20 protein-coding genes, 1 tRNA gene and 3 pseudogenes are annotated in these 25,724 nt (G+C 70.7%); 17 read left to right on the forward strand and 7 right to left on the reverse strand.

The window, feature by feature from the left end; genetic code table 11:
* Nucleotides 1-106: 106 nt before the first annotated feature.
* From HNR70_RS14140 to HNR70_RS14150, 3 genes are all read left to right on the forward strand, one after another.
* Nucleotides 107-2,734 carry a transglycosylase domain-containing protein gene (locus HNR70_RS14140; RefSeq protein ID WP_184326216.1) on the forward strand — a complete coding sequence of 876 codons (2,628 nt, stop codon included), beginning with the start codon at nt 107-109 and terminating at the stop codon, nt 2,732-2,734.
* Nucleotides 2,735-2,821: 87 nt separating this feature from the next.
* Nucleotides 2,822-3,565: an MBL fold metallo-hydrolase gene (locus HNR70_RS14145; RefSeq protein WP_184326217.1), complete on the forward strand. Its 744-nt coding sequence runs from the start codon at nt 2,822-2,824 to the stop codon at nt 3,563-3,565.
* 120 nt (nt 3,566-3,685) lie between these two features.
* A complete protein-coding gene (locus HNR70_RS14150; RefSeq protein WP_184326218.1) occupies nt 3,686-5,056 on the forward strand; it encodes an extracellular solute-binding protein in 1,371 nt (456 codons plus the stop codon).
* Between the two features lie 9 nt (nt 5,057-5,065).
* On the opposite strand, the gene HNR70_RS14155 is transcribed toward HNR70_RS14150, so the two are convergent.
* Both HNR70_RS14155 and HNR70_RS14160 read right to left on the reverse strand, forming a co-directional pair.
* The gene (locus HNR70_RS14155) at nt 5,066-6,061 is read right to left on the reverse strand and encodes a carbohydrate ABC transporter permease (protein WP_184326219.1); all 996 of its coding nucleotides are present in this window, start codon (nt 6,059-6,061) and stop codon (nt 5,066-5,068) included.
* Complete coding sequence (locus HNR70_RS14160) at nt 6,058-7,005, reverse strand: carbohydrate ABC transporter permease (protein WP_184326220.1); 948 nt, start codon at nt 7,003-7,005, stop codon at nt 6,058-6,060. Before HNR70_RS14160 ends, HNR70_RS14155 begins: the two co-directional genes overlap by 4 nt.
* Before the next feature lie 182 nt (nt 7,006-7,187).
* Here HNR70_RS14160 and HNR70_RS14165 point away from each other — a divergent pair, with 182 nt between their 5' ends.
* Entirely contained in the window at nt 7,188-8,720 is a 1,533-nt protein-coding gene (locus tag HNR70_RS14165; RefSeq protein ID WP_184326221.1) for an FAD-dependent oxidoreductase, read from the forward strand.
* Here HNR70_RS14165 and HNR70_RS14170 read toward each other — a convergent pair.
* Complete coding sequence (locus HNR70_RS14170) at nt 8,662-9,732, reverse strand: hypothetical protein (protein ID WP_184326222.1); 1,071 nt, start codon at nt 9,730-9,732, stop codon at nt 8,662-8,664. The two genes, HNR70_RS14165 and HNR70_RS14170, sit on opposite strands and share 59 nt — an antisense overlap.
* A gap of 210 nt (nt 9,733-9,942) precedes the next feature.
* Here HNR70_RS14170 and HNR70_RS14175 point away from each other — a divergent pair.
* Nucleotides 9,943-12,162, forward strand: a pseudogene (locus HNR70_RS14175) (catalase).
* A gap of 13 nt (nt 12,163-12,175) precedes the next feature.
* Here HNR70_RS14175 and HNR70_RS14180 read toward each other — a convergent pair.
* On the reverse strand, nt 12,176-13,510 hold the full coding sequence (locus HNR70_RS14180; RefSeq protein ID WP_184326223.1) for an APC family permease: 1,335 nt from the start codon (nt 13,508-13,510) through the stop codon (nt 12,176-12,178).
* A 245-nt stretch (nt 13,511-13,755) separates the two neighbouring features.
* Here HNR70_RS14180 and rpsF point away from each other — a divergent pair, with 245 nt between their 5' ends.
* The 9 genes and pseudogenes from rpsF (at nt 13,756) to HNR70_RS14225 (ending at nt 19,541) form a co-directional block, all read left to right on the forward strand.
* Entirely contained in the window at nt 13,756-14,046 is a 291-nt protein-coding gene (gene rpsF, locus HNR70_RS14185) for a 30S ribosomal protein S6 (RefSeq protein ID WP_184326224.1), read from the forward strand.
* A 56-nt stretch (nt 14,047-14,102) separates the two neighbouring features.
* The gene (locus HNR70_RS14190; RefSeq protein ID WP_184326225.1) at nt 14,103-14,654 is read left to right on the forward strand and encodes a single-stranded DNA-binding protein; all 552 of its coding nucleotides are present in this window, start codon (nt 14,103-14,105) and stop codon (nt 14,652-14,654) included.
* Between the two features lie 84 nt (nt 14,655-14,738).
* Nucleotides 14,739-14,975, forward strand: a complete 237-nt coding sequence (rpsR, locus tag HNR70_RS14195) for a 30S ribosomal protein S18 (RefSeq protein ID WP_010533203.1) — start codon at nt 14,739-14,741, stop codon at nt 14,973-14,975.
* A 17-nt stretch (nt 14,976-14,992) separates the two neighbouring features.
* Nucleotides 14,993-15,463: a 50S ribosomal protein L9 gene (rplI, locus tag HNR70_RS14200; protein WP_184326226.1), complete on the forward strand. Its 471-nt coding sequence runs from the start codon at nt 14,993-14,995 to the stop codon at nt 15,461-15,463.
* A 184-nt stretch (nt 15,464-15,647) separates the two neighbouring features.
* Complete coding sequence (locus tag HNR70_RS14205) at nt 15,648-15,929, forward strand: ribosomal protein L7/L12 (RefSeq protein ID WP_184326227.1); 282 nt, start codon at nt 15,648-15,650, stop codon at nt 15,927-15,929.
* 110 nt (nt 15,930-16,039) lie between these two features.
* Entirely contained in the window at nt 16,040-16,300 is a 261-nt protein-coding gene (locus HNR70_RS14210) for a hypothetical protein (protein WP_184326228.1), read from the forward strand.
* Nucleotides 16,301-16,414: 114 nt separating this feature from the next.
* Nucleotides 16,415-17,773 carry an amino acid permease gene (locus HNR70_RS14215; RefSeq protein WP_221421507.1) on the forward strand — a complete coding sequence of 453 codons (1,359 nt, stop codon included), beginning with the start codon at nt 16,415-16,417 and terminating at the stop codon, nt 17,771-17,773.
* Between the two features lie 151 nt (nt 17,774-17,924).
* Nucleotides 17,925-18,008: transfer RNA gene (locus HNR70_RS14220), tRNA-Leu, on the forward strand.
* Between the two features lie 153 nt (nt 18,009-18,161).
* Nucleotides 18,162-19,541 (forward strand): annotated as a pseudogene (locus tag HNR70_RS14225) (aldehyde dehydrogenase family protein).
* Nucleotides 19,542-19,647: 106 nt separating this feature from the next.
* Here HNR70_RS14225 and HNR70_RS16065 read toward each other — a convergent pair.
* Together HNR70_RS16065 and HNR70_RS16075 are read right to left on the reverse strand one after the other, a co-directional pair.
* The gene (locus HNR70_RS16065) at nt 19,648-20,358 is read right to left on the reverse strand and encodes a zinc-binding dehydrogenase (RefSeq protein WP_312857682.1); all 711 of its coding nucleotides are present in this window, start codon (nt 20,356-20,358) and stop codon (nt 19,648-19,650) included.
* A 214-nt stretch (nt 20,359-20,572) separates the two neighbouring features.
* Nucleotides 20,573-20,734: pseudogene (locus HNR70_RS16075) on the reverse strand (alcohol dehydrogenase); the annotation flags it as partial.
* 122 nt (nt 20,735-20,856) lie between these two features.
* On the opposite strand from HNR70_RS16075, the gene HNR70_RS14240 reads away from it, so the two are divergent.
* The gene (locus HNR70_RS14240) at nt 20,857-21,447 is read left to right on the forward strand and encodes a TetR/AcrR family transcriptional regulator (RefSeq protein ID WP_184326232.1); all 591 of its coding nucleotides are present in this window, start codon (nt 20,857-20,859) and stop codon (nt 21,445-21,447) included.
* A gap of 153 nt (nt 21,448-21,600) precedes the next feature.
* A complete protein-coding gene (locus tag HNR70_RS14245) occupies nt 21,601-22,689 on the forward strand; it encodes a magnesium and cobalt transport protein CorA (RefSeq protein WP_184326233.1) in 1,089 nt (362 codons plus the stop codon).
* 33 nt (nt 22,690-22,722) lie between these two features.
* Here the strand turns inward: HNR70_RS14245 and HNR70_RS14250 are convergent, their stop codons facing one another.
* Nucleotides 22,723-23,271: an NYN domain-containing protein gene (locus HNR70_RS14250; protein ID WP_184326234.1), complete on the reverse strand. Its 549-nt coding sequence runs from the start codon at nt 23,269-23,271 to the stop codon at nt 22,723-22,725.
* A gap of 797 nt (nt 23,272-24,068) precedes the next feature.
* Here HNR70_RS14250 and HNR70_RS14255 point away from each other — a divergent pair.
* On the forward strand, nt 24,069-25,649 hold the full coding sequence (locus HNR70_RS14255) for an HNH endonuclease signature motif containing protein (RefSeq protein ID WP_376768839.1): 1,581 nt from the start codon (nt 24,069-24,071) through the stop codon (nt 25,647-25,649).
* The last annotated feature ends 75 nt before the right edge of the window (nt 25,650-25,724 follow it).

Below are 25,724 nucleotides of genomic sequence, written 5' to 3' on the forward strand. Positions count from 1 at the left end.
TTTCGCCGCCGGGTCGTTCCGTCCGTGCGGGGGGCGTGCTCATACTGGGGAGCTGGGTGCCGCGGCACCCGACCATGTCCGTGCCCCCGAAGGACCAGGAGCAGCCATGAGCGACTCTCGACGCTCGACCAACGGCGGCGGTGCCCGCCGTGCCGCCGGAGTGCGCCGCGCCCCCTCGGGGAAGTCCGGCGCCGCGAAGCCGGCGAAGAGCCCGGGCAGCGCCAAGGGCAGCAGCCGCACCGCCAAGTCCTCGTCCGCGACGGGCTCGTCGGCCGCGAAGACCCCGTCGGCCGCAGGCGCCGCCGCCTCCGGTGCCGCCGCCTCGGGCGCGTCGAAGAAGCCGGTCGCCCGCACCTCCGTCGCCGCGCGCCACGCCGGTGCCGCCCCCAAGGGCGCAGGTGCCGCGAAGGGCGACAAGAAGAAGGTCGCGGCCACGAACTTCCTGAACTACCCGCGCGCCGGGAAGAAGAACCCCTGGCGCTGGATCCCCTCGCTGCGCATGATCGTCGGCGCGATGGCGCTGTTCGTCCTGGCCGGCCTCGGCTTCGCGGTGTGGCTGTACAACGACACCGCGGTGCCCGAGCCCTCCGACTTCGCGCTCGCGCAGACCAGCCGCGTCTACTTCGCCGACGGCGAGACCGAGATGGGCTCGTTCAGCGAGATCAACCGCACCGAGCTGCCGGCCGACGAGATCCCCGACAACATCAAGCAGGCGGTCGTCGCCAGCGAGGACGACAGCTTCTACGAGAACCGCGGCGTCTCCCCGCGCGGCATCGTGCGCGCGCTGGTCAACAACCTCCAGGGTGGGGCCCGACAGGGCGGATCGACCATCACCATGCAGTACGTCGAGCGGTACTACACCGGCACCGAGACGTCCTACCTGGGCAAGGCCAAGGAAGCGATCATGGCCTTGAAGATCGACCAGGAGCTCAGCAAGGACGAGATCCTCTCCCGCTACCTCAACACCATCTACTTCGGTCGCGGCGCCTACGGCGTCCAGGAGGCCTCGCAGGCCTACTTCGGAAAGGACGCCGCCGAGCTCACCGACGCCGAGGCGGCGCTGCTGGTGGCCGTGATCCCCAGCCCCTCCACCTACGACCCGGCGAACAGCCCCGAGGACGCCACGCGCCTCTGGGACCGGGTGATCACCCGGCAGGTCGCCGAGGAGCAGATGACCCCGGCCGAGGCCGACGCACTCGAGTTCCCCGAGACGATCGAGCCGCGCAGCGAGAACTCCCTCGGGGGCACCGAGGGCTACCTCCTGGCCGAGGTGCGCAGGGAGCTGCTCGCCGAGGGATTCACCGAGGACGAGATCAACACCGGCGGCTTCACGATCGTCTCGACGATCGATCCGTCGATCCAGGAGAACACCGTCCAGGCCGTCGAGAACCTGCCGGACGACCGCCCGGAGAACAACCGCGTCGGCACGGTGACGATCGATCCCGCGACCGGGGCGATCCGCGGCATGTACGGCGGGCCGGACTACGTCTCCCAGGCGCAGAACGATGCCACCCAGTCCCGGATGCAGGCGGGCTCGATCTTCAAGACCTTCACCCTGATCGCGGCCCTCGAGGACGGCTACCCGCTGGACTCCCGCTGGGACGGGAACTCCCCGAAGACCTTCCCGGGCGGCTGGGAGGTCAACAACTTCAACAACACCGACTACGGCCGCGTGACGCTCCAGAAGGCCACCACGAGCTCGATCAACACCGCCTACGCGGAGGCGAACATCGAGATCGGCCCGCAGCGCACGATGGACACCGCGATCGCGCTCGGACTCCCGGAGGACACCCCGGGCCTGACCGCCGACGCCTCCAACGTGCTGGGCTCCGCCTCCCCGACGGTCGCCGAGATGGGCGAGGTCTACGCGACCATCGCCGCGGGCGGCGTGCACCGGGACTCCTACATCGTCGAGTCCGTGACCCGGCCGGACGGCTCCTCCCGCTATCAGCACGAGGAGGAGGAGACGCGGGCGATGGACGAGGAGGTCGCGATCAACGCGACCGTCGCGCTCCAGGGCCCGCCGACGCAGGGCTCCGCCCGGAGCCTCCGGAGCACCATGGACGGCCGTCCGGTGGCGGGGAAGACCGGCACCTCCGAGAAGTTCCGCTCGGCCTGGTTCGTCGGCTTCACCCCGCAGCTGGTCACGTCCGTGGGCATGTTCCAGCCGGGCGAGGACGGCTCCGAGCAGTCGCTGACCCCCTTCGGCGGCGTGGAGAACATGACCGGCGGCAACTTCCCGACCACGATCTGGGGCGACATCATGGCGCCCTCGCTGGAGGGCCAGGAGGTGCTCGAGTTCCCCGAGGAGGTCAGGCTCGACAACGAGAACCGCGAGCGCAGCTTTACGCCGCCGCCTCCGCCGCCCACCACGCAGGCGCCCGAGCCGACGGAGGAGCCGAGCGAGGAGCCCAGCGAGGAGCCGTCCGAGGAGCCCAGCGAGGAGCCGTCCGAGGAGCCCAGCGAGGAGCCGTCCGAGGAGCCCTCGGAGGAGCCGTCCGAGGAGCCGAGCGAGGAGCCGTCCGAGGAGCCCAGCGAGGAGCCGTCGGAGGAGTCGAGCGAGGAGGCCTCCGAGCCGGCCCAGCCCGGCGGCGGCGGGGATGACAACGTCCAGCCGACCGAGGACCCGACGAACGAGGCGCAGGGCGGCGGGACCGCCGATACCGGCCGCGGCCAGGGTTCGGGGCGCGGCGGCGGGACCGGCACGGACGCCGACGTCATCGGCGCGCTGTAGCGAGACCGGGCGATCAGCCGACCGGTCGACCCGTGACCCGCGTCGTCCCTCGGCCGTACCCTCCTGCACATCGAGCAAGGAGGACGGATGCTGGACCGCGACGTCGCCCCCGGCGTGCACCGGATCGCGCACGCCCAGGTGAACTGCTATCTCATCGAGGGCGGGGACGGGCTGCTGCTCGTGGACGCCGGGCTCCCCGGCGTCTGGCACGAGCTCGGTCTCGCCCTGCGGACCCTCGGCCGTCGTCCCGAGGACCTGCGCGCCCTGGTGCTCACCCACGCGCACTTCGACCACGTCGGCGTCGCGCGGCGCCTGGTGGAACGACTGGGCATCCCGGTCCTCGTCCATCACCAGGACGCGGAGCTCGCCGCCCACCCCTACCGGTATGCGCACGAGAACCCGCGGGCGCTCTATCCGCTGCGCCACCCGCGCGCCCTGCCGGTCCTCGGGGCGATGGTCGCCGGCGGCGCGGCGTGGGTGCGCGGGATCGATCGCACGACGGCGCTGGGGGTCGACACCGTGCTCGACGTGCCCGGTGCACCGCGGGTGATCGCCACCCCCGGGCACACCTACGGCCACGTGGCCCTCCACCTGCCGGACCGGGACGCGGTGCTCACGGGTGATGCGCTGGTGACGCTCGATCCGTACACCGCCCGCACCGGGCCGCGGATCATCGCCGGTGCCGCGACGGCGGACAGCGCCATGGCGCTGCGCTCGCTGGATGCGATCGCCGGCACCGAGGCCACGACGGTGCTGCCCGGCCACGGCGAGGTCTGGCACGGCGGGGCGCGGGAGGCGGCGGCACGCACCCGGAGCGAGGGACCGGCGTGAGGGCGGCGGACCGCTCGGACGGTTTCGTTGCCGCTCGTACCGTGCAGTCCTAGCCTGCGACCAGGAGCGATACGAGCCGTCCCGGCCGGTGCCGACCGTACGCCCCGGGAGGAGATCATTATGCTGAGTCGACGACGTGCCCTGCAGATCGGAGCTGCGACCTCCGTCCTGGGGCTGGCCGCCTGTTCCCGCGGCGGCGGCGCCTCCGGTGATGCCGGCGGCGAGGGGCCGCACGAGTTCACCACGACTGCGAGCGGGTCGCTGGCCTCGATGGGCTTCAATCCCTCGGACGAGGTGGGTCAGGCGCGCGCGGACTACGCCGCCGCGCAGCTTCCCGACCTCCAGGTCGAGATGGACACCACCAACTTCGATTCGCAGAAGTTCACCGCGCAGGCCGCCGCCGGTCAGGTCCCGGACCTCATCCAGTTCGATCGTGCCCTGGTGGCGACCTTCGCCGCGAACGGTCTGATCATGCCCTTGGACCAGGGGTTCGAGGTGCACGGGGTCGATCCTGCCGCGCAGTACTACGACGCCGCCCTGCGGGATGTCACCCATGACGGCGCGATCTATGCGGTCCCGCAGTTCTTCCAGCCCAGCGCCCTGCTCGTCAACACCCGGGCGGCGGAGGCCGCGGGGCTGGCCCCGGGGGACTTCGACACCTCCGACCCGGACGCGCTGCTGCGCGTGGTCGAGAAGGGCACCACGATGGAGGGCTCCGCCCCCGTCACCCTGGGGTTCGACGGCGACATCCCCGGCTCGGCCGAGATGTGGATGCAGGTGTTCGGCGGGGGGAGCGTGGGCGAGGACGGGGCCCCCACCCTCGACCGGGCCGAGAACGTCGAGGCGCTCACCTGGATCAAGGAGCTGCTCGACCTGCAGGGAGGGTACGCCGAGGTCACCTCCCTGAAGAACGCGATGGACGTGTTCGGCGAGCAGAACCAGTACGTGACCGATCAGGTCGTCGCGCAGTCCTGGGCGCAGTGGTACCTCAACGTCCTCACCGACTTCGCGGACGCCGTGGAGATCCAGGCGGTGCCCGTCCGCAGCCTCGACGGCACCGCGATCGGCTTCGCCGGCGGTTCGGCCTTCGCGGTCCCGACGGCTGCCGCCAACGCCGACGGCGCGCTCGCCTGGGCGCTCGCGGCGACCTCCACCGAGGCCTGGCTGAAGGCCGGCGAAGCGCGTCAGGCCACCGCGGCCGAGGCGGGCGGGATCAACACCGGACTGTTCACCGGCTCCCCGGAGGCGGACCAGCAGGTGCGCGAGCAGTTCGTGGACCCCTCCGGCGATCCCGACTTCGATCAGGCGATCTCCGTCTACTACGACGTCCTCGCCGAGCCCCGGTCCACCGGCTCGTCCCCGGTCGGGGAGCAGATCAAGCAGGCGCTGCTGGACGCCACGACAGCCGCTCTCAACGGTGAGAAGGAGCCCGCCCAGGCGCTCGCCGACGCGCAGGCGAGCGCGCAGGGAGATTTCGAGAGCGCCTCCTGAGGGAGTCGCTCAGCCCTTCACCCCGACACCGGCGAGGCCGCCGACGAAGTAGCGCTGGCCGAACGCGAAGAGGATCAGCATCGGCAGCGTGACGGCCACGGACGCGACCATCACGTACTGGTAGTCGCCGTGGCCGCCGGCTGTCGGGGAGAACAGCGTCATCGCGTAGTTGATGCCGAGCGGCACCGTGTACTCCTCGGGCGTGCCGAAGTTCAGGTAGATCAGCGCTCCCTGGAAGTTGTTCCAGGACGCCTGGAACTCGAACAGCCACACGATCACCGCCGAGGGCAGCGCGAGTGGGAAGGCGATCCGGCGGAAGAGCCCGAAGTACGTGCAGCCGTCCACCCGGGCGGCCTCGAACAGCTCCCGTGGGATGCCGCGATAGAACTGACGCATGAGGAAGATGTAGAAGGCCGAGCCGAACAGCGCACCGCCCCACAGCGGCACGGTGGTGCCCAGGAATCCCAGGTACTTCCAGATCAGGTAGTTCGGCACCAGGGTCACGGCTCCCGGCAGCATCATCGTGGCCAGCACCAGGCCGAACAGGACGTTCTTCCCCGGGAAGCGGAAGTAGGCGAAGCCGAAGGCGACCATCGAGCTGGCCAGGGTCATCAGCGTCGCGCCTGCCACGGCGATGAACACCGAGTTCAGGAACCAGCTCGCCAGCGGCAGCTGCGACCAGACCTCGGTGTAGTTCTCGAAGGACCAGGTCTTGGGGATCAGCCGGTTGTCGAACACCTCTGCGCGGGGCTTGAGACTCGCGGCCAGCAGCCACACCAGCGGGTAGAGGAACATCGCGCCGATCGCGAGGGTCAGCGCCCAGCGCAGCACCGTGCCGATCCGGCGCATCACCCGCCGGGGGCCGTCGGCGTGCCCGGTGACCGCCCCGGACAGCGCCGCGGTGCGGCGGTCGGGAGCAGCGGCGACGCGGGCTCCGAGGGCTCCCGCGTCCTGGATCGCGGACTGGGCGGGCTTCGCGGGCATCGTGCGCTTGACCGTGGTCATCGGGACTCCCCCTGGTAGTGCACGAGGCGTTTCGAGACTTTCACCTGGACCAGCGTGATCACCATGATGATCGCGAACAGCACCCAGGCCATCGCGGCGGCGAGACCGAAGTTGAACTGCTGGAACGCCTGCTGATACAGGTAGATGCCGTAGAAGAGCGAGTCGGACGGGGCCGAGCTGCTGGTGTCGCGATAGAAGAGCAGGTACGCCTGGTCGAAGATCTGCAGGGACGAGATGGTGTTGGTGACGACCAGGAAGAACGTGGTGGGCGAGATGAGCGGCACCGTGATCCGCCAGAAGCGGCGCACCGCTCCGGCGCCGTCGAGAGCCGCCGCCTCGTACAGGTCGGCCGGGACGGCCTGCAGCGCTGCCATGTAGATGATCATCGAGCCGGCCACCGCCCAGGCGGACATCAGCACGATCGAGGGGATGATCCAGTCGGGATCGAGTAGCCACTGCGGTCCCTGGATGCCGAACAGGCCCAGGAACTGGTTCACCGCCCCCTGATTGCCGTTGAGCAGGAGGAGGAACACCGCGGCGGTGGCGACGGCCGGTGTCATCTTCGGCAGGTAGTACAGCACCCGGAAGAACCCCTGGCCGCGGGGTATGGACATCAGCAGCATGGCCAGCAGCAGCGCGAACGCGGTCTCCAGCGGCACGGACATCAGCGCGAAGGTGAAGGTGTTGCCGAGCGACTGCAGCACCTTCGGGTCCTCGATCAGCTGGGCGTAGTTCTCGCCGCCGACCCAGGGGGCGGTGTTCGTGGCGAGGTCGTAGTCGGTCGCCGAGAGGTAGGCGCTGTAGCTCATCGAGATCACCGTGAAAACCAGGAACCCGATGATCCAGGGCGAGATGAAGGCGTAGCCTGCCAGGGCCTCCCGGTCGAACCGCCGTCGTCGTCGACGGGGGATCGCCGTGGGGGCGGTCCGTGCCGCAACGCTCATGTCGACTCCTCCCGAGCGGAGGTTCTCAGGGGGACCTCGCCTCCGCGAACACTAGAAGCGCTTCTCCGCACGGACAATACTCGACACGACCGTTCGGTCCAGTCCGTCCGGTACCGGTGTCCCGCGCCGCGCGCCTCCGTAGGGTGGCCTGACCATGCCCGGCGACCGATGGAGGAGGGCGGATGCGCTCGCTCTGGCTCGACACCCTGGACCGTTCCGAGATCCCGGTCGGGGAGATGCCGCGCGGGATCTCCTTCGACGTCGCCGTGGCGGGCGCCGGCCTCACCGGCCTCGCGACGGCCGTGATGCTGGCGCGCGCCGGCCTCCGCGTCATCGTCCTGGAGGCGCGGGAAGCGGGCGCGGGGGCGACCGGGAGCACCACCGCGAAGCTCACACTTCTGCAGGCCACGCGGCTCTCGGATCTCCGCTCCCGCCACTCCTTGGAGACGGCACGCGCCTATCTCGCGGCCGGCGCCGAGGCCCAGCGCTGGCTGCTCGCCGCGTGCGCGGCCCAGGACGTCCCCGTCCAGCGCCGTCCCGCCACGACCTATGCGACCACCCCGGAGGGGGCGGAGCAGGTGCGCGAGGAGTGGCGGACGGCCCGGGAGCTCGGACTCGCGGCCTCCTTCACGCAGACCACCGAGCTGCCCTTCCCCGCCACCGGCGCGGTGGTGCTCGAGGACCAGGCGCAGTTCGACCCGATGCAGGTCCTCGTCGGCCTCGCGAGGGAGCTGCACGCCCTGGGCGGGGTCCTGGTCGAGGGCGTGCGCGTCACCGGCGCGGGCCGGCGCGGCCCGTTCACGCTCACCACCTCGCGCGGTGAGGTGCGCGCGGAGCGACTGGTCCTCGCCACCGGCAGCACGATCCTGGACCGCAGCGGGCATGCCGAGCGCATGACGGCGCGGCGCTCCTACGCCATGACCTACCGGGTGCCGGCGGGCGCCTGGGTGCCGCAGGGGATGCACATCGCCGCCGACGGCCCCTCCCGGACCCTGCGCTCCGTCCCGCACGAGGGCGAGGAGCTGCTGCTCGTCGGCGGCGGCGACCACGTCACGGGCCGCGCCGAGTCCCCGGCCGGCCGCGTCCAGGAGATCGACGCCTGGGCCCGCGACCTCGTCCCAGGCGCCGTGCGCACCCATCACTGGGCCGCGCAGGACTACCACAGCGCCTCGGGGCTCCCGCTCGTCGGCGCGCTGCCCGGCAGCGGCGGCACCCTCGTCGCCGCCACCGGATTCGCGAAATGGGGGATGACGGGCGGCGTCGCCGCCGCCCTCGCCATGACCGGACTGCTCCAGGGGCGTGCGCCGGACTGGTATGCCGGGCTCACCAGCGGCACGGGCCCCAGGGCGATCGCGTCAGGAGCGGCGATGGCGGCCCAGGTCGGCGCCCACCTCGCGAAGGACTGGGTGCAGGCCGAGCTGACGGCGCTCCCCTCGGAGGCACCGGCCGAGGGCGAGGGCGTCGTCGGCCGCTCCGACGGGGCGCCGGTCGCGGTCTCGACCGTGGACGGACGCACCTGCGCCGTCTCCGGCGTCTGCACCCACCTGGGCGGCGTCCTGCGCTGGAACGATGCGGAGCGCTCCTGGGACTGCCCCCTGCACGGCTCGCGCTTCGCGGCCGACGGGGCCCTGCTCGAGGGGCCCGCCGTCGAGGACCTCACCCCTCGGCACCTCCCTCCTCCGGACGCCGCTGCATCTCCCGGCGGCCGTGGGTGAGCTGGCGCAGATCCGTGGACTCGTCGAAGCTCGTGCCCAGACCACCGGCGACCACGCCCATCGCCGCGCTCAGCCAGGCGAGGTCCACGTAGTTCGTGAGCCCCACCGATGTCCCCATGATGTCGGTCATGTAGTCGGGGTCGATCACCACCAGGCTCGCGCCCAGGATGACCACGAACAGCGCGAGGTACAGGGCCAGGACGCACAGGAACAGCGTGAGCAGCGTCGAGAGGTTGTAGTAGACGAAGACCTCACCGGGCGCCGTGCGGCCCGCGCGCTCCCAGAGCCCGTTGCTCAGCAGCAGCCACAGCACCATCAGGGTGATGGCGAGCAGTCCGATCAGGAGCAGGCGCGTCGTCGGCAGCGCTGCGGACATCTGCCAGATCGAGGTGTAGAAGATGCCGAACGCGCCGACCGCGGCGGCCGCGGCCAGCGCCGAGGACAGCTGCGGGGCGGTCCGCCACGGTGCGTTGGTCGCGACCATGCCGAGCACCGTGCGGGGCATCCCGGTGATCGTGTGCGAGTGCAGGTACCCCGGTGAGCCCTCCCGAGGCTCCGTCCAGCGGTTCCATCGCAGCGCGTAGCGCTCGCGCTCCTCGGCGGGGGCGCCGTCGACCAGCCGCAGCACGCAGGACATGAACAGGCCGACCAGCCGTCGCTCCCCGGCGAGCACCCCGAGGGCCGGATACGAGAGCGCCGCGGCGGACTCCTCGGGGAAGAGCTTCGCGATCTCCGGCCTGCCGTGGGAGAGGCGCGGCATCTCGGTGAGGATCAGCACCGCGTCGACGCGGTCGAACCCGCCGCGCAGCGTGTCGATCGGGGCGAAATCCAGGGTGCGGGTGTCGCTGACGCCGAAGAACTGGGGGCGCACCCGGACCGTCGCAGCGCCGAACACCCTGGTGAGCTCCTGTTCGAAGCGCTCCTGCACCACCTCCGCGCGCGCGGTGCACTGCCCCGGATCGCTGAGCACCAGCACGCTGACGCCGGAGCGCGCGGCGGGCGCATCGTCCATGGTCCCTCCTCGGTCGGCTCCCGGTCGGCACGGGCGCGGTCGGCACGGTCACGCCCACGGTAGGCACATCGGGGGCAGTGCCGGCAGGGACGGACCGACCGTCCGGTGCCGACGGACCGATCGGTCTCCTCCCTGTCCCGGGCGGTGCGGCCGGACCTACGGTGGACGGGGTCAACGGCGATACGTCCGACCCTCCAGGAGGAGCGCGTCATGACCTTCCAGAAGAACACCCCCACGCCCGCTCCCGGCCGGCCCGGAGCCCGCCCGCCCTCGCTCGAGGAGCCCACGCGGCCCACCGGCCCGCTCCCTCCCGCGCCCGATCAGCAGGGGGCGCAGCCCCGCACCGCGACCGGCGCCGATCCCGGCCCCGACCGCACCACCACCGCCCAGCAGGGCGCCTTCCTCACCACCTCGCAGGGTGCGCGCCTGCGCGACACCGACCACTCGCTGAAGGCCGGTCGCCGAGGCCCCGTCCTGCTGCAGGACCACCACCTGCGCGAGAAGATCACCCACTTCGACCACGAGCGGATCCCGGAGCGGGTGGTGCACGCCCGCGGCGCCGCGGCCCACGGCGTCTTCGAGGGATACGGGACCGCGACCTCCGTGTGCCGGGCCGGCTTCCTCGCCCAGGGGAAGCGCACCGAGGTGTTCACCCGGTTCTCCACCGTCGTCGGCTCCCGCGGCTCGATGGACACCGCCCGCGACACCCGCGGCTTCGCGACGAAGTTCTTTACCGACGAGGGCACCTTCGACCTGGTCGCCAACAACATCCCGGTGTTCTTCATCCAGGACGGCATCAAGTTCCCCGACATCGTCCACGCCGCGAAGCCGCACCCCGACCGGGAGATCCCGCAGGCGCAGAGCGCGCACGACACCTTCTGGGACTTCGTCTCCCTGCACACCGAGGCCCAGCACCACACCCTGTAGTTCATGGGCGACCGCGGCATCCCGCGCTCCTACCGGATGATGGAGGGCTTCGGCATCCACACCTTCCGGCTCTCGAACGCCGACGGCGAGACGAGCCTCGTCAAGTTCCATTGGAAGCCGAAGCTCGGCGTCCACTCGCTGACCTGGGAGGAGGCCCAGCTCCTCGGCGGCACCGATCCCGACTTCCACCGTCGCGACCTCGCCGACGCGATCGAGTCCGGAGCCCATCCCTCCTGGGAGCTCGGCATCCAGGTGTTCCCCGACACCGAGGAGCAGACCTTCGAGGGCATCGACCTGCTGGACCCCACGAAGTTCGTCCCCGAGGAGCTCGCACCGGTGCAGGGCGTCGGCCGCCTCACGCTGGACCGCAACCCCAGCAACTATTTCGCCGAGACCGAGCAGGTCGCCTTCCATCCCGGTCATCTCGTCCCGGGGATCGACGTCACCGACGACCCGCTGCTGCAGGTGCGGCTGTTCTCCTACCTCGACACCCAGCTCACGCGGCTGGGCGGGCCGAACTTCGCCCAGCTCCCCATCAACCGCGCCCATGCCCCGATCAACGACATGCTCCGCGACGGCTTCGGCCAGCAGGCCGATCACGCCGGGGTCGCGCCCTACCACCCGAACTCCCTGGACGGCGGCTGCCCCTTCATGGCCGGGGAGCACGACGGCGCCCTCACCGACCTGCCGGTGCGGGTGCCCGAGGGCGTGAAGGAGCGGGAGCTCTCGGCGACCTTCGAGGACCACTACAGCCAGGCCCGCCTGTTCTGGCGCAGCATGACCGAGGTCGAGAAGGACCACATCGTCGACGCCTACTCCTTCGAGCTCGGCAAGTGCTTTGAGGACACGATCCGCGAACGCCAGCTGCAGTGCCTGGCGAACATCGACGGCGAGCTCTGCGCCCGGGTCGCCGCGGCGCTCGGCATGCCCGCCCCGGAGCCGACGATCGCCGCCGATCAGGGGGCCGACGGACCGGTGGTCACCAGCGGGCCGCTGTCCCAGCTCGGCGGCAGCTGGCCCGTCGACGGCCGCATGATCGGCATCGTCGTCGACCCCGACGCCGACAACGAGGACCTGCTCGCCCTGCACGAGACGATCGTCAGCGCCTCCATGACCCCCGTGGTCATCGCGCCCCGCGGCGGAGAGGTCGCCGGGATCCCGGTGGGCCGCACCCTCGGCACCGCGGCCTCCGTCGAGTTCGACGCCCTGCTGCTCGCGGGCAACCCGCTGATCGCCCCGGACTCGCGCCCCTCGGTGGATCCGAAGGCCGGGGCACCGGGATCCGGCGAGGTCGAGCCCCGGGTCGGGAAGCTGATCGACGAGTGCTGGCGCCATGCGAAGGCGATCGGCGCCTGGGGCACCGGCCGGGAGGCGCTCGAGGCGCGCACCGCCCCCCGGGGCGCGGGCCTCGTCGCCGGGGAGGACGGGCAGGCCGTGCTCGGCGAGATCATCCCGCTGCTGGAGAACCACCGCGTCTGGGAGCGGTTCCCGGCCGGCCTCTGACCCCGCGGCCTGCTCAGGCGGCGTCGACCCGCCCGGCCTCCTCGGCCGGGCGACGGCGCCGCCGCCACGCGGCGATGCCGGCCAGCAGCGCCGCCACCGCGAGGAACGGCAGTCCGAGCCGCCAGACCGCCCACTCCACCTGCGTCATCAGCAGCAGGCACGAGACCAGGCCTCCGATCGGCAGCACCACGGGCACCCGGTAGTGACGGTGCCCCGGCCGGTCGCGGCGCAGCACCAGCACGGCCGCGTTCACGGAGAGGAAGACGACCAGCAGGAGCAGCACCATCGTGCCGGCGAGCACGTCGATGGTGCCGGTGAGGGCGAGGACGATCGACAGGGCCGTGGTCACGAGGATCGCCACCCAGGGGGTGCGGCGCCCGCGCAGGATCCGGGTGAGGACCTGCGGCAGCAGGGCGTCGGTGGCCATCCCGTAGGCCAGGCGCGAGCTCATGATGCCCGTCAGCAGGGCGCCGTTGGCCACCGCGATCAGTGCGATCGCGCTGAACACGACCGGCGGCACGATCCCCGCCGCCTCGACCACCAGCGCGAGCGGCGCGGTGGAGCCCGCGAGCTCGGCGGTCGGCACCGCGGCGGCGGCGACCACTCCGATCAGCGCGTAGACGACGCCGGTCACCAGCAGCGCGCCGAACAGCGCCCGCGGGTAGGAGCGGGCCGGGTCCTTCGTCTCCTCGGCGATGTTCACGCTGGTCTCGAAGCCGACGTAGGAGTAGAAGGCGAGCACCGTCCCGGCCAGCACCGCGGCGACGGGACCGTTCTCCGGGGTCCCGAGCTCCGTCAGGCGACCCAGGTCGCCCTCGCCGCGGCCGATCACGATCGCGCCGAGCACGATCACCATCAGCAGACCGCCCACCTCGATCACGGTCGCCACCCGGTTCGCGCCGAGCGACTCGGAGATCCCGCGGGTGTTCAGCGCGGCGAGCAGGCCGAGGAAGACGATCACGACCAGGGCCGTCGGCAGGCTGACGAAGGCGCCGAGGTAGTCCCCGGCGAAGCCCAGCGCCAGGGCTCCCACGGAGACGATGCCGGCCGAGAGCATGCAGAACCCGACCAGGAAGCCCGCGAAGGGGCCGAAGGCGCGGGTGGCGTAGTGGGAGGAGCCGCCGGCCCGCGGGTACTTGGTGGCGAGCTCGGCGTACGAGCCCGCGGTCAGCAGTGCCAGCAGGAGGGCGACGACCAGCGGCACCCACAGGGCCCCGCCCGCGATGCCTGCGATCTCCCCGGCGAGGACGTAGACCCCCGCGCCGAGGACGTCTCCCAGGATGAACAGGAACAGGCCGGTGGTGGTGACGGAGCGGCGCAGCGAGGTGCGTTCGTCGGTGCTGGTCATGGGGCCACGCTAGTGGGCGGACGGCCGTGGACCCGGACCGATCGGTCACGGCGGCGCGGAAGCGTCGCGGCGCGCCGGTCTGTGATGCGCCGCGCACCCGTCGGCGTCCCCTGGCCGATGCTCGGGCGCGCGGGTACGCTGGGCCGGTCCGTGACGTGCATCGCCGATGCCCGAGCGGATGGCATGAACCCTCCTGCCACGGAAAGACCGTGGCCGCAGAGACCACAGGAGGTGGGTACCAGAACATGCGCAAGTACGAAATGGTCGTGATCCTCGACCCGTCCGTCGATGAGCGGACCGTCAGCGGAACCTTCGAGAAGCTCGTCCAGGTCATCCCGACCGAGGGCGGCACCATCGACAACGTCGACGTCTGGGGCAAGCGGAAGTTCGCCTACGAGATCGACAAGAAGCCCGAGGGCATCTACATCGTCCTGCAGTTCACCGCGAAGTCCTCGACCGCGCAGGAGCTCGACCGCCAGCTGGGGCTCAACGAGTCCGTGCTGCGCACCAAGCTCATGCGTCTCGACGCCGAGTGACCTGCAGCCGCTGATCCTCGCACCACCCACCCCCCACACGGAGCACAGGAGCATCCATGGCGAATGACACCGTCATCACCGTGATCGGCAACCTCACCGCCGACCCCGAGCTGCGGTTCACGCAGTCCGGCGTTGCGGTGGCGTCCTTCACCATCGCGTCCACCCCCCGCACCTTCGACCGTCAGTCGAACGAGTGGAAGGACGGCGAGGCCCTGTTCCTGCGCTGCTCCATCTGGCGCGACGCCGCCGAGAACGTGGCCGAGTCCCTCGAGAAGGGCTCCCGCGTGATCGCGCAGGGTCGCCTCAAGCAGCGCTCCTTCACGGACCGTGAGGGCAACAACCGCACCTCCATCGAGCTGGACGTCGACGAGATCGGCCCCTCGCTCCGCTACGCGACCGCGAAGGCCAATCGGGTCCAGCGCGGCGGTGGCGGTGGCGGTGGCCGCGGCGGCTTCGGCGGCGGCGCCCCCCAGGGCGGCGGCCAGGGAGGCTACGGCAACCAGGGCGGTCAGGGCGGCGGCTACAACAGCGCCCCGCAGGGCGCTCCCGACTCCGACCCCTGGGCCGGAGGCGGCAACCAGGGCGGGTACGACGACCCGCCCTTCTGATCGGCCCTGCCGAGCAGTAAAGACCACAGAACAACCCCATCCCGGGTCCATGCCCGGGCTCCCCAGGAAAGAAGGAGCACCACGATGGCCAAGCCTGTTCTTCGCAAGCCGAAGAAGAAGCAGAACCCGCTGAAGGCCGCCGGTCTCGAGACCGTCGACTACAAGGACGCCGCGCTGCTGCGCAAGTTCATTTCCGACCGCGGAAAGATCCGCGCCCGTCGGGTCACCGGCGTCTCCGTCCAGGAGCAGCGCAAGATCGCGAAGGCCGTGAAGAACGCCCGCGAGATCGCCCTGCTGCCGTACTCGACCTCCGGTCGCTGAGCGAGGAAGGGAAGCACATGACCAGCAAGCTCATCCTCACCAACGAGGTCTCCGGCCTCGGCGCCGCCGGCGATGTCGTCGAGGTCAAGGACGGCTACGCCCGCAACTACCTCCTCCCGCGCGGTCTGGCGACCCCGTGGACCAAGGGCGGTCAGCGTCAGCTCGACCAGATCCGCGCCGCGCGCGGCAAGCGTGCGATCGCCAGCCTCGAGGAGGCCCAGGCGCTCAAGGCGACCCTGGAGTCCAAGCCCGTCGTCATCGCGGAGCGCGCCGGCCAGAACGGCCGCCTCTTCGGCGCCGTGTCCTCCAAGGACCTGGCCGAGGGCGTCAAGGAGCTGTTCGGCAAGGACATCGACCGTCGCACGGTCGAGTTCCCGACCTCCATCCGCTCGCTCGGCGAGCACAAGGCGACCGTCCGACTGCACGACGACATCTTCGCGAACCTCGTCGTCCAGGTCGTCGCCGCGAAGGGCTCGGCCAAGGCCTGATCGGCTCCGGCTGACCCCCTCTGCACGACCCTCGAAGGACCCCGCCCCCCGCACCCCGGGAGGCGGGGTCCTTCCGCATCCCGCGCCCTGCCACCCGGTCGGCCCCGTCGGCCGCCCCCGCCGCCCCCGTCGGCCGATGGCAGGATGGGTGCCCCCGCACCCCGCCCCCAGACGAGGAGCCGCCATGTTCGGCCGCAGCGCCCAGCAGCAGAAGCCGATCGAGACCCTCCAGAAGCAGGTCCGCGACCTCGAGGGCCTGGTCGCGCACCTTGCGGAGCGCGCCGGCGTCGGCGAGGCGGAGCTGTTCCGCCTGCGCGGCGAGATCGGCCAGCAGATCCCCGAGCGCAGCCGGCAGCTCCTCGCCGAGGGCAAGAAGATCGAGGCGATCAAGGTCTACCGCGAGGAGACGGGCGCGGGCCTCAAGGACGCGAAGGACGCGGTCGAGGCGTACGAGGCACGGGGCTGACCACGGGGTCGACCCCCACGACCTTCGTCGGCCGCCCCCGCGACCAACTCCCTCCTCGCCTCCGCCGATCGCAGGATGTGGCGCGCGGCACGCTCCGGCAGAGTCGTCCCATGACGACCTTCGACCCCGCCCTCCGCCCCTCGCCCCCTCGACGCCCGCGCCGACCTGGACCCCGCGGTCCTCGCCGTCCCCGCGGTCCCGCCGCGATGGTGCTCGTCGCCCTCGCGGTCCTCCTGCTCTCCCTCGGCTACGGCCTCACCCTCGTCCCCGGGATCGGCGGAATGGGTCTGCTGGTGCTCGTCCCCGCCGGCGTGCTGCTCCTGGTGGGCCTGAACGCCACCGTGCGTGACGACCTCGACACCGAGGGCTGACCCCAGGTCCCGTGCGGCCCCGCCGGCCCGGACTACCCTCGACGGGTGACCTCCTCCACCACCGACATCCCCCAGGGCGACGGGCACCTCGCCCGCTCCCTCGGCCACGGCCAGATGGCGATGATCGCCATGGGCTCGGCGCTCGGCACCGGCCTGTTCCTCGGCTCCGGCGAGGCGATCGGCATCGCCGGCCCCGCCGTGATCATCTCCTTCGCCGTCGGCTCCCTGATCGCCGCGACCATCGCGCTGGCCATGGGCGAGATGGCCTCCCGCCACCCCGTGCGCGGCGGCTTCGGCACCCTCGCCGCCCGCTACCTCTCCCCGTTCTGGGGCTACCTCAGCCGCTGGCTGTACTGGATCGTCACGGTGTGCGTGACCGGCACCGAGCTCGTCGCCTGCGCCGCCTACCTCGCCTATTGGTTCCCCGGGGTGCCGATCTGGGCCGGGATCCTCCTGTTCGCCGCGGTGATCATCGCGATCAACCTCGCCACCGTCGGCTCCTTCGGCGTGATCGAGTTCTTCCTGTCCTCGATCAAGGTCATCGCAGTGGTCGTGTTCATCCTGATCGGCGCGCTCCTCGTGCTCTTCGGGATGCCCGGCCAGCCGGCGGCCGGCTTCTCGGCGCTCACGGCCGACGGGGGCTTCGCCCCCATGGGCTGGCCGGCCGTGTGGATCGCCCTGTCGGTCGTGATGTTCTCCTTCGGCGGCATCGAGCTGCTGTCCATCACCGCCGCCGAGGCGAAGGACCCCGCCCGCTCCATCCGCACCGCGGCGCGCACCACGATCGTGCGCCTCGCGTTCTTCTACGTGCTCTGCATAGGCATCGTGCTGTGCCTGGTGCCGTGGCAGCAGGCGGCCGGCACCGGCGGGGACGTCGCCACCTCCCCGTTCGTGATGGTCTTCGACCGGATCGGCGTCCCCGGCGCCGCCCACATCACGAACCTCCTGGTGCTCATCGCGGCGCTGTCCGCCGCGAACGCGAACCTCTATGCCGGCAGCCGGATCCTGCACTCCCTCGCGTCCGACGGCCTCGCCCCGCGCATCGCCGCCCACCTCACCGCGCGCCGCGTCCCCGCGGTCGGCATCGCCTTCTCCTCGATCGGCCTGGTCGGTGCGGCGCTGCTCGCCTTCACCGGCGTGGGCGGCGTGTTCGGCTACATGATGAGCCTCGTGGTCTTCTCCGTGATCATGGTGTGGGCGCTGATCCTGGTCACCTACCTCTCGTTCCGCCGCCACGGCGGCCACGGCACCTCCTTCCGGATGCCCGGCGGCGTGGTCACCGCATGCGGGGGCCTGGTGGGCCTGGCCGCCGTGTTCGCGACCGTGTTCGTGCGCCCGAGCATGCAGATCGCCGCGATGGTGGGCATCCCGGCGGTGCTGGTCGCGACGATCCTGTACGTCGCCGTCGGCCGACGCCGGCTGGTCCCCGAGGACATCGACGCCGCCTTTGAGGAGGCCGAGGCCCTGCGGTGACGCGGGCCCGCGCGGCTGCGGACGGGCGCCGACGCGCTCGGCGAGTGGCGTTGGTTACTGTGCGGTGTCTGAGTTCGCGCCGACGGCCTGGCCGGGGGTACTCTGGAGGAACCTTCGACCTCGGCGCTTCGAGACCCGGTGTCGGAGACACGCGCAAGTGGCGGAATTGGTAGACGCGCACGGTTCAGGTCCGTGTGCCGGAAACGGCGTGGGGGTTCAAGTCCCCCCTTGCGCACCGTGGTGAGAACCCCCGTGATCAGCAGAAATGCTGATCGCGGGGGTTCTTCTCGTTTCCGGGGACGGACTCACATTGAGACATAAGACAGGATCTGTATCATCGTCGCCATCGCGCGTTGCCGCGCGCGTCCCGACACGAATGAGTGACGTGATGGCGTACCAGTCCATCGACCCCATGTCCGGCGAAGAGGTCTTCCCCGCCCCCACCGCGACCGATGCCGAGGTCGAGCAGGCGCTCGCCACCGCGCACGAGGCCTTCCGCAGCTGGAGCGCCCTGAGCTTCGCCGAGCGCGCCGAGCCGATCCGCCGCGCTGCAGCCCTCTTCCGCGAGCGCGCCGAGGAGCTCGGCGCCCTGCAGACCGCCGAGATGGGCATGCCGATCGGCTTCTCGGTGATGATGTCCGGCGAGATGATCGCGGACATGCTCGAGTACTACGCGGACAACGCCGAGTCGTTCGTCGCCGACGAGCCCATCGCCGCCGCGCCCGAGGGCGGCACCGACTACCTCTCCCACGAGCCGATGGGCATCATCTACGCCATCGAGTTCTGGAACGTTCCCTACTACCAGCCCGTCCGTCCCGCCTGCGGCAACCTCATGGCTGGCAACGTCGTCATCCTCAAGCACGCCAGCAACGTGCCAGGCTGCGCGAACGCCGTGGCCGATATCTTCCGCGAGGCGGGCCTGCCCGAGGGCGTGTTCACCAATCTCTACGCCTCCCATGCGCAGTCCGACGCGACCATCGCCGACTCCCGCGTGCGCGGCGTGACCCTCACCGGCAGCGACGCCGCCGGTGCGCGCATCGCCGAGAAGGCCGACGTGGCCATCAAGCCCGCCGTGCTCGAGCTCGGCGGCTCCGACCCGATGGTCGTGCTCGAGGACGCGGACCTGGCGGTCACCGCCCAGTGCTCCATGTTCCGCTTCCTCAACGCCGGCCAGGCCTGCATCTCGAACAAGCGGATCATCGTCGCGGGCGAGATCTTCGACGAGTACCTCGAGCAGTTCCGCTTCCTCGGCGACTCCATGGTGGCCGGCGATCCGAAGGATCAGGCGACCACCTACGGCCCCATGGTCTCGGTCCAGGCCGCCGACGAGGTTCGGGACCAGATCCGCCGCGCTGTCGAGGCAGGTGCGACCGCGGTCTAGATGGGCCCGAAGGTGCCCGACATCGCCACCTTCGTCCAGCCCACGCGGCTGCTGGACGTCACCCCGGACAACCCGGTCTTCCACGAGGAGATCTTCGGTCCGGTCCCGATGATCTTCCGCGTCGCGGACGAGGAGGAGGCGATCGCGCTCGCGAACGACTCGCAGTACGGCCTCGGCGGTTCGGTCTTCTCGACCGACATCGAGCGCGCCCAGCGCGTCGCCCGCCGCCTCGACACCGGCATGGTCGCCATCAACCAGTCGATCAACAACCAGTCCGGCGTGCTCTTCGGCGGCACCAAGCGCTCGGGCCTCGGCAAGGAGATGGGTCCCCACGGCATCCGCGAGTTCGTGAACTCCACGTTCATCCAGGTCCCGGCGACCGTCTGACGTCGGCTCGGCGTCCCGGCCCCCCGGACGGGCAAAGGCCCCGGCACCCGCTCTCGCGGGTCCCGGGGCCTCTCCGTCGGCCGCCGAGAGGCGGCGGCCGGAAGGCTCAGAAGGTGATGACGCTGCGGCCGACGATGCCGGCCATGGCCGCGTAGCCCTCGTTGATCTCCTCGAGCGAGATGGTCTGGGCGACCAGCTCGTCGAGCTTCAGGCGGCCCTGGAGGTAGAGGTCCGCATAGAAGGCGATGTCGCGCTTGATGTTCGAGGAGCCCATGTAGGTGCCGCGCAGACCCTTGATGCCGAGCACCATGCCGCCGGTGATGTCCACGGGCAGCTTCGTGCCGGGCTTCGCGACGCCCACGGCGTAGCACATGCCGCCGCGGCGGGTCATGTCCAGCGCCTGGCGCAGGGTGGGCTCGAGGCCGATGACCTCGTAGGCCACGTCGACGCCCTCGCCGGTGAGCTCGCGGACCGCCTCGACGGGGTCGACCTCGCGGGAGTTGACGACGTCGGTCGCGCCGAAGCTGCGGGCGAGCTCGAGCTTGTCGTCGGCCACGTCGATCGCGATGATCCGCGAGGCCGAGGCCGGGTGCGCGCCATAGATGGTGTTCAGGCCCACGCCGCTGCAGCCGATCACGGCGACGGTGGAGCCGTGCTTCACGTCGGCCACGTTCAGCACCACGCCGACGCCGGTGATCGCGCCGCAGCCCAGCAGTGCGGCCTTGTCGAAGGGGATCTCGTCGGGGAACTTCACGACGTAGTTCTCGTGGAGGATCATCTGCTCGGCGAAGGTGCCGACGTTGCCGGCGAGGTACACCGGGGTGCCGTCCTCGCGGCCACGCGGGGCGCCTCGCCCTCGGCGCGGACCAGCGGGGCGAGGTTCGTGCACCAGGCGCGCGCGCCGCGCAGGCAGCTCGCGCAGTAGCCGCAGTACCCGGCGGTGGAGCCGATGACGTGGTCGCCGACCGCGATCCCTCGACGTCGGGGCCGACCGCGGTGACGATGCCCGCGGGCTCGTGACCGGCGAGGATCGGCATCGGGAAGCCGTAGTCGTAGTTCTTGGTGCCGAGGTCCGAGTGGCACAGGCCCGAGGCCTTGACGTCGATGAGCACCTCCTTGCCGATCGGCTCCGCGATGCTCACCTCCTCGATCTCGAACCGTCCGCCGAGCTCGTTGATGAGCGCTGCCTTCATGGGAGTTCCTCCTCCGTCAGGCGTCCGCACGTCCGCGTGCGATCTTCCCTCCGACTATACATAAGACACTAGCTGTCTCATGTCTCAACCCGTGCGCAGGCGTCTCTGGCTACCATGAGCGGATGCCCACCACGCCACGCCCGGACACCCGCGAGCGGATCCTCGACGCCGCGCTGCGGACCCTGCTCCGGCTGGGCATCGCGAAGACCACGATGAAGGACGTCTCCCGCGCCGCCGGCGTCTCCCGCGCCTCGCTCTACCGCTACTTCGCCGACCGCGAGACCCTCGTCGAGGCCACCGTGCGCCACCACGTGCTGAAGGTCGTCGCCGAGGAGCAGCCCCCGCCGCACCTGCGCCCCGAGGCGTCCCGCCGCCCCTTCGCCGATCGTCTGGTCGAGGGGATCGTCCACGACGTCTCCCGCGGCTCCGCCGACCCGCTGCTGAGCACGGATCCGCGCGGCGCCTCGACCTCCATCGGCCGGCCGCGTCTGTATGCCGAGCTGAACCAGCAGGTCTGGGAGCCGCTGCTGAGCGAGGCGCAGGAGACCGGGCAGCTGCGCGAGGACCTCGCGATCGAGGATGTCGCCGATTGGATCGTGCGCCTGGAGATCATGTTCATGTCGCAGTCCGACGGCCGCCCCGAGACGGCCGACGAGGTCCGCCGCTACCTGAGGCTGTTCGTCGTGCCCTCGCTGGTGCCCGCCGGAGACTGAGTCGTGCCCGTCGGCCGACCCCGTCGGACGCGGAGCCCCGTCGGCCGCCCGGCCCTGTCGGCCGCGCCCTCGCGCGCCCCGCCCGCCCCGGTGTGTGAGGATACGGGGTCGACCGGCGCAGCCGGTCCGCCGGCGCACCGAAGGAGCTCTCACATGGCGATCCGCCGCCCCCGCCCCACCGTCGGCCCCACCCCGGAGCCGACCCCTGAGCCCGGCTCCGACGCCCTCATCCGCTACGTCCAGGACGGCGTCCCCTCCGTCGCGCCGACGGGGACGAGCGCGGGCGACGCGCTCGAGTTCGCCGCCTCCGCTCCCGATCGGATGGCGATGTTCTTCTACCCCCAGCCGCGGAAGGAGGACGTGCTCGCTCTCGGCGAGGCCTGGGACCTCCACCCCGTGCTCATGGAGGACCTGCTCACCGGTCGCCAGAGGCCCAAGTTCGAGCGCTACGGGGACGTGCGCTTCCTCGTGCTGCGCTCGGCCCGCTACGACGATGCCCGCGAGGAGATCGACGTGGCCGAGTTCCACGTGCTGCTGCGCCCCGGCGCCGTCGCCGTGCTCTGCCAGGACGGACGCTGGATCGACGGCACCGCGAGCCCCGAGCTCGACGCCGACCACCCGCTCACCTCCACCCGTCGGGAGCGCTCCATGCCCGCCGGCACCAACCTGCTCACCCTCGGCCCCGAGGCGGTCGTGTACCGGGTGCTCGACGTGATCGTCGACGGCTACGAGCCCGTGCTACGCGGCCTGCTCATCGACAAGGAGCAGATCGAGCGGCAGGTCTTCGGCGCGGATGCCGCGGTCACCGAGCGCATCTACCGACTCAGCCAGGAGGTCGTCGAGATGCAGCAGATCGTCACCTCGCTCGAGGACGTCATCGAGGCGCTGCGCGGCGGCTTCGACAAGTACGCCATCCCCGAGGCTCTCCAGGCCTACCTCGACGACGTCTCCGACCACCTCACCCGGGCGATCCACCGCGTGGCCGAGCTGCGCGAGGCGCTGACGCAGATCCTCTCCGTCAACGCGACCCTTGTCGCCCAGCGGCAGAACGAGGACATGAAGAAGATCTCCGGCTGGGCCGCGATCCTCTTCGCGCCCACGCTGATCGGCGCGATCTACGGCATGAACTTCGACCACATGCCCGAGCTGCACTGGGCCTTCGGCTACCCGATGGCGCTGGGGATGATGCTCGGCCTCGGCGTGCTGCTGTACGTCGTGTTCAAGAAGCTGAAGTGGATGTGAGCAGGGCGCGGGGCGCGGACGCCGCCGACGTGCTCAGATGAACTCCAGCGGGTCGAACTCGTCGATGTCGATGATCCGCACGCGGGGCAGGCGGTTCGTGAACGCCGAGACGTCGTACTCCAGGTCGTGGAACTCGATCCCCGGGATGTCCTGCAGGTCCGCCGCCATGAACTCGCGGAAGCCCACGAGCCCCGTGCGGCGCTCCGGCGTCGAGGCCAGGTCCTCCATCTGCGGGACGAAGTCCTTGTCGTGGCTGACCAGCATGACGTCCGCCGGACGCTCCTGCAGTGCCTCCGCGGTGCGCTGGATCGCGATGTCCACGACCTTGCCCTCGCCGCGCAGCGGCACGGCCTTGTAGCCCAGCGCGATCAGCGCCTGCACGAACCCCGAGGGCAGGTTGTCGCCCACCGCGAGGAAGAACAGGCCCTTCACCGGCTGCTGCCAGGCGTTCTCCGCGTGCTGGATCAGCTTGTTCCAGCGCGGCCGCTCCTCGGGCTGCGGCCGACGCCCCAGCACCGAGACGCCGAGCGTCGCATCGATGTTCTCGCCGTCCACCAGGAGGTACGTGGTGCGTTCCGTCATGGTGCGAACCCTACGCGCTCGCCGGGGTCGGCGTGCCGGGGTGGGTGCTGCGGGGCGGCCGACGGGGTGGGCGTTCGCCGGGCGCCCGGGGCCGGGCTCGGGGAGTGAGAGCGGGTGCGAGGACGTGATCGCGGGGGCGGGCAGAATTCTTTGTGCGGGGGTGATGGATTCTCCACATGACCCACGTTTCCACAATTCACTCGGGGTCTGGCTTCGTTTGTCGGAGGTTCCTGGTAGGGCGTGCGGGGATTTCCCGAGGTGGGCTCGCGTAGGCGTCGAGATGGACGTCGGAGTGCTCGCCAGCGCCGGGCGGGTGGTCCGTCATGACTCCGGGATCCGCATCTGGAATGTCCATGCTGCCTGCGGTGAGATCCACTTTGGGGGTTCGGCCGGTACGGGAGGACTCGTGTCGCGGGGTGTCCGATCGACGTCCCGTGGCCGCCCTCTTGGTGCCCGCGGTTCGTCCTCTCGGCTGTGGCGCACCACTCCCTGTCGCTGACCTTTCCTCCACGCTCCAGGGTTATCCACAAATTCGTCCCCATATGGTTCTGACTCTTTAGTAATAGGGGGTGTGGTCGGTAGGGTGGGGGTATTCGAAATGGAGCGCCCATAGGTGGGTGTTCGAGGGGTTCGCGGAGGGGGTGAGTGTGGTGGGGGAGTTCGAGGACGACGTGCCGGGTAAGACCGGGAAGACGAGCAAGTCCGGGGACGCTGAGACGTCGTCGCGACGCGCGCCCGCGTCGGATGCTGTCGCTGCCCAGGACGTCCCGCCGAGGCCTGTTCACTTCCCGGTTCCGATGCCTGCTGTGGACGATGCGGAGGCGGTAGACCCCTCGGATTCTGCGCCGGAGCCTGCGCGGTCGTTCCACACCCGTGCGCGGCGGAAGCTGGACGCATCGGTGGTGGTGGAGGATGCGGGTGGGTTCGAGTCTCCGCTGGCGGGGTCGGTGCTGGAGATCCATCTGCTGATGCGTGAACGCGCCCACCTGTACGGCCTGCATCTGCAGCTGGTCGCGGACCTGTTCACTGACGATTCGGAGAATGAGGGGTCGCTGGACTGGGCAGAGGTGACGGCGGTGAAGATCGCGACCGGCCTCAGGGTCTCGAACCTGTCGGCGACGGCGCTGGTCCACGACGCCCACCGCGCTGTGAAGGACATGCCTTCGACGTTCGCTGTCCTGCTGGCGGGGGACATGCCGGAGTCGTTCCACCGCTACCTGCTGCGGCATGCGCGTCGTCTCACGCCGGAGCAGGCGCGGCGCCTGGATGAGTACATGGCGGGGGTGGAGATCGCGAACGTTCCCCAGCTCGCGTTCGAGAAACAGGTGAGGGTCGGGACGAAGCTCGTCACCGCCGGCGCCGTCCCGATTCTTCCGTCGAAGGCCCGCTCGGTGGATCTGGTCGGGATCGATGAGGACGCCGGGACGGCGACGCTCACGATCACGGGCCCGATCCTGGAGATCAAAGCTCTCATGCACCGCCTCGATGTTGCTGCGCACACGGTCCAGAAGGAGCAGCGGCGGATGCTGCAGGACGAGGAGGAAGGCCCTCTCCCGTTCGACCTCGACGATGTGCTGCGGGAGCAGGGCCGGCCGATGTCTCTGCGTCATCTGCGCTACGCGATCCTGACCCATTCGGTGATCGACATCGACCCGGTCCAGGAGACCACCAGTGCGGTGAAGCTGTTGATGACGGTGCCGGTGACCACGATGATGGGGTACTCGAACACGCCCGCGATGCTGGAGGGGATGACCCCGATCCCGGCCGAGCAGGCCCGCCGTCTCGCGGCGGGGGAGAAGACGTGGCAGAGGATCCTCACCGACCCGATCACCGGCGCATACCTTCCCGTGAACGCCTCCACCTACACCCCCACAGCGCAGATGCGATTACAGCTCCGGCTCAGACACCCCGTCTGCGCCATGCCCGGGTGTGACAGACCCACAGTCCTCATGGCCGAGGACGATCACATCCTCGAATACGACCATGACCATCCCGACGAAGGGGGCCAGACGAGTCTGTTCAACCTCCACCGCCTCTGTCACATCCACCATCAAGTGAAGACAAAGCAGCTCCTCGACCCGGTGCGGGACGAGGCACTGGACCCTGCTCGCGGGGACGGCACCACGATCGCCGGTCCCTACCCGACGACATGGCACCTCGGTGACGGGATCACCACCACCAGTTACGAGGACACGGACCTGCTCACCCCGATAGTCGCCGCGGAACTCGAGATGGCCGCCCGCATCCACGAACGCACCTACGCCGAGAAGCTCTCGATCCATGAGCAGCTCAAAGCCCTCACGCGGGAGCAGCGGATCGAGCTCGAGCGGCGCCGCATCATCCCGCCCCACCCCGACTACGGCGAACCACCCTTCTGACCGCCGGGCATGCGCGGCCCCAGCTCCCCCCACGGACCCTGACCCCCGCGACCCCGGACCGCCGTGGCACCGGTG

This window comes from Brachybacterium aquaticum (genome assembly GCF_014204755.1).
In the GTDB taxonomy this organism is placed as follows: domain Bacteria; phylum Actinomycetota; class Actinomycetes; order Actinomycetales; family Dermabacteraceae; genus Brachybacterium; species Brachybacterium aquaticum.

Bases quoted from the DNA above. Each gene is read 5' to 3' on its own strand.
- HNR70_RS14140 (WP_184326216.1), top strand. From the start codon at position 107: ATGAGCGACTCTCGACGCTCGACCAACGGCGGCGGTGCCCGCCGTGCC.
- HNR70_RS14145 (WP_184326217.1), top strand. From the start codon at position 2,822: ATGCTGGACCGCGACGTCGCCCCCGGCGTGCACCGGATCGCGCACGCC.
- HNR70_RS14150 (WP_184326218.1), top strand. From the start codon at position 3,686: ATGCTGAGTCGACGACGTGCCCTGCAGATCGGAGCTGCGACCTCCGTC.
- HNR70_RS14155 (WP_184326219.1), bottom strand. From the start codon at position 6,061: ATGACCACGGTCAAGCGCACGATGCCCGCGAAGCCCGCCCAGTCCGCG.
- HNR70_RS14160 (WP_184326220.1), bottom strand. From the start codon at position 7,005: ATGAGCGTTGCGGCACGGACCGCCCCCACGGCGATCCCCCGTCGACGA.
- HNR70_RS14165 (WP_184326221.1), top strand. From the start codon at position 7,188: ATGCGCTCGCTCTGGCTCGACACCCTGGACCGTTCCGAGATCCCGGTC.
- HNR70_RS14170 (WP_184326222.1), bottom strand. From the start codon at position 9,732: ATGGACGATGCGCCCGCCGCGCGCTCCGGCGTCAGCGTGCTGGTGCTC.
- HNR70_RS14180 (WP_184326223.1), bottom strand. From the start codon at position 13,510: ATGACCAGCACCGACGAACGCACCTCGCTGCGCCGCTCCGTCACCACC.
- rpsF (WP_184326224.1), top strand. From the start codon at position 13,756: ATGCGCAAGTACGAAATGGTCGTGATCCTCGACCCGTCCGTCGATGAG.
- HNR70_RS14190 (WP_184326225.1), top strand. From the start codon at position 14,103: ATGGCGAATGACACCGTCATCACCGTGATCGGCAACCTCACCGCCGAC.
- rpsR (WP_010533203.1), top strand. From the start codon at position 14,739: ATGGCCAAGCCTGTTCTTCGCAAGCCGAAGAAGAAGCAGAACCCGCTG.
- rplI (WP_184326226.1), top strand. From the start codon at position 14,993: ATGACCAGCAAGCTCATCCTCACCAACGAGGTCTCCGGCCTCGGCGCC.
- HNR70_RS14205 (WP_184326227.1), top strand. From the start codon at position 15,648: ATGTTCGGCCGCAGCGCCCAGCAGCAGAAGCCGATCGAGACCCTCCAG.
- HNR70_RS14210 (WP_184326228.1), top strand. From the start codon at position 16,040: ATGACGACCTTCGACCCCGCCCTCCGCCCCTCGCCCCCTCGACGCCCG.
- HNR70_RS14215 (WP_221421507.1), top strand. From the start codon at position 16,415: ATGGCGATGATCGCCATGGGCTCGGCGCTCGGCACCGGCCTGTTCCTC.
- HNR70_RS14240 (WP_184326232.1), top strand. From the start codon at position 20,857: ATGCCCACCACGCCACGCCCGGACACCCGCGAGCGGATCCTCGACGCC.
- HNR70_RS14245 (WP_184326233.1), top strand. From the start codon at position 21,601: ATGGCGATCCGCCGCCCCCGCCCCACCGTCGGCCCCACCCCGGAGCCG.
- HNR70_RS14250 (WP_184326234.1), bottom strand. From the start codon at position 23,271: ATGACGGAACGCACCACGTACCTCCTGGTGGACGGCGAGAACATCGAT.
- HNR70_RS14255 (WP_376768839.1), top strand. From the start codon at position 24,069: ATGCCTGCTGTGGACGATGCGGAGGCGGTAGACCCCTCGGATTCTGCG.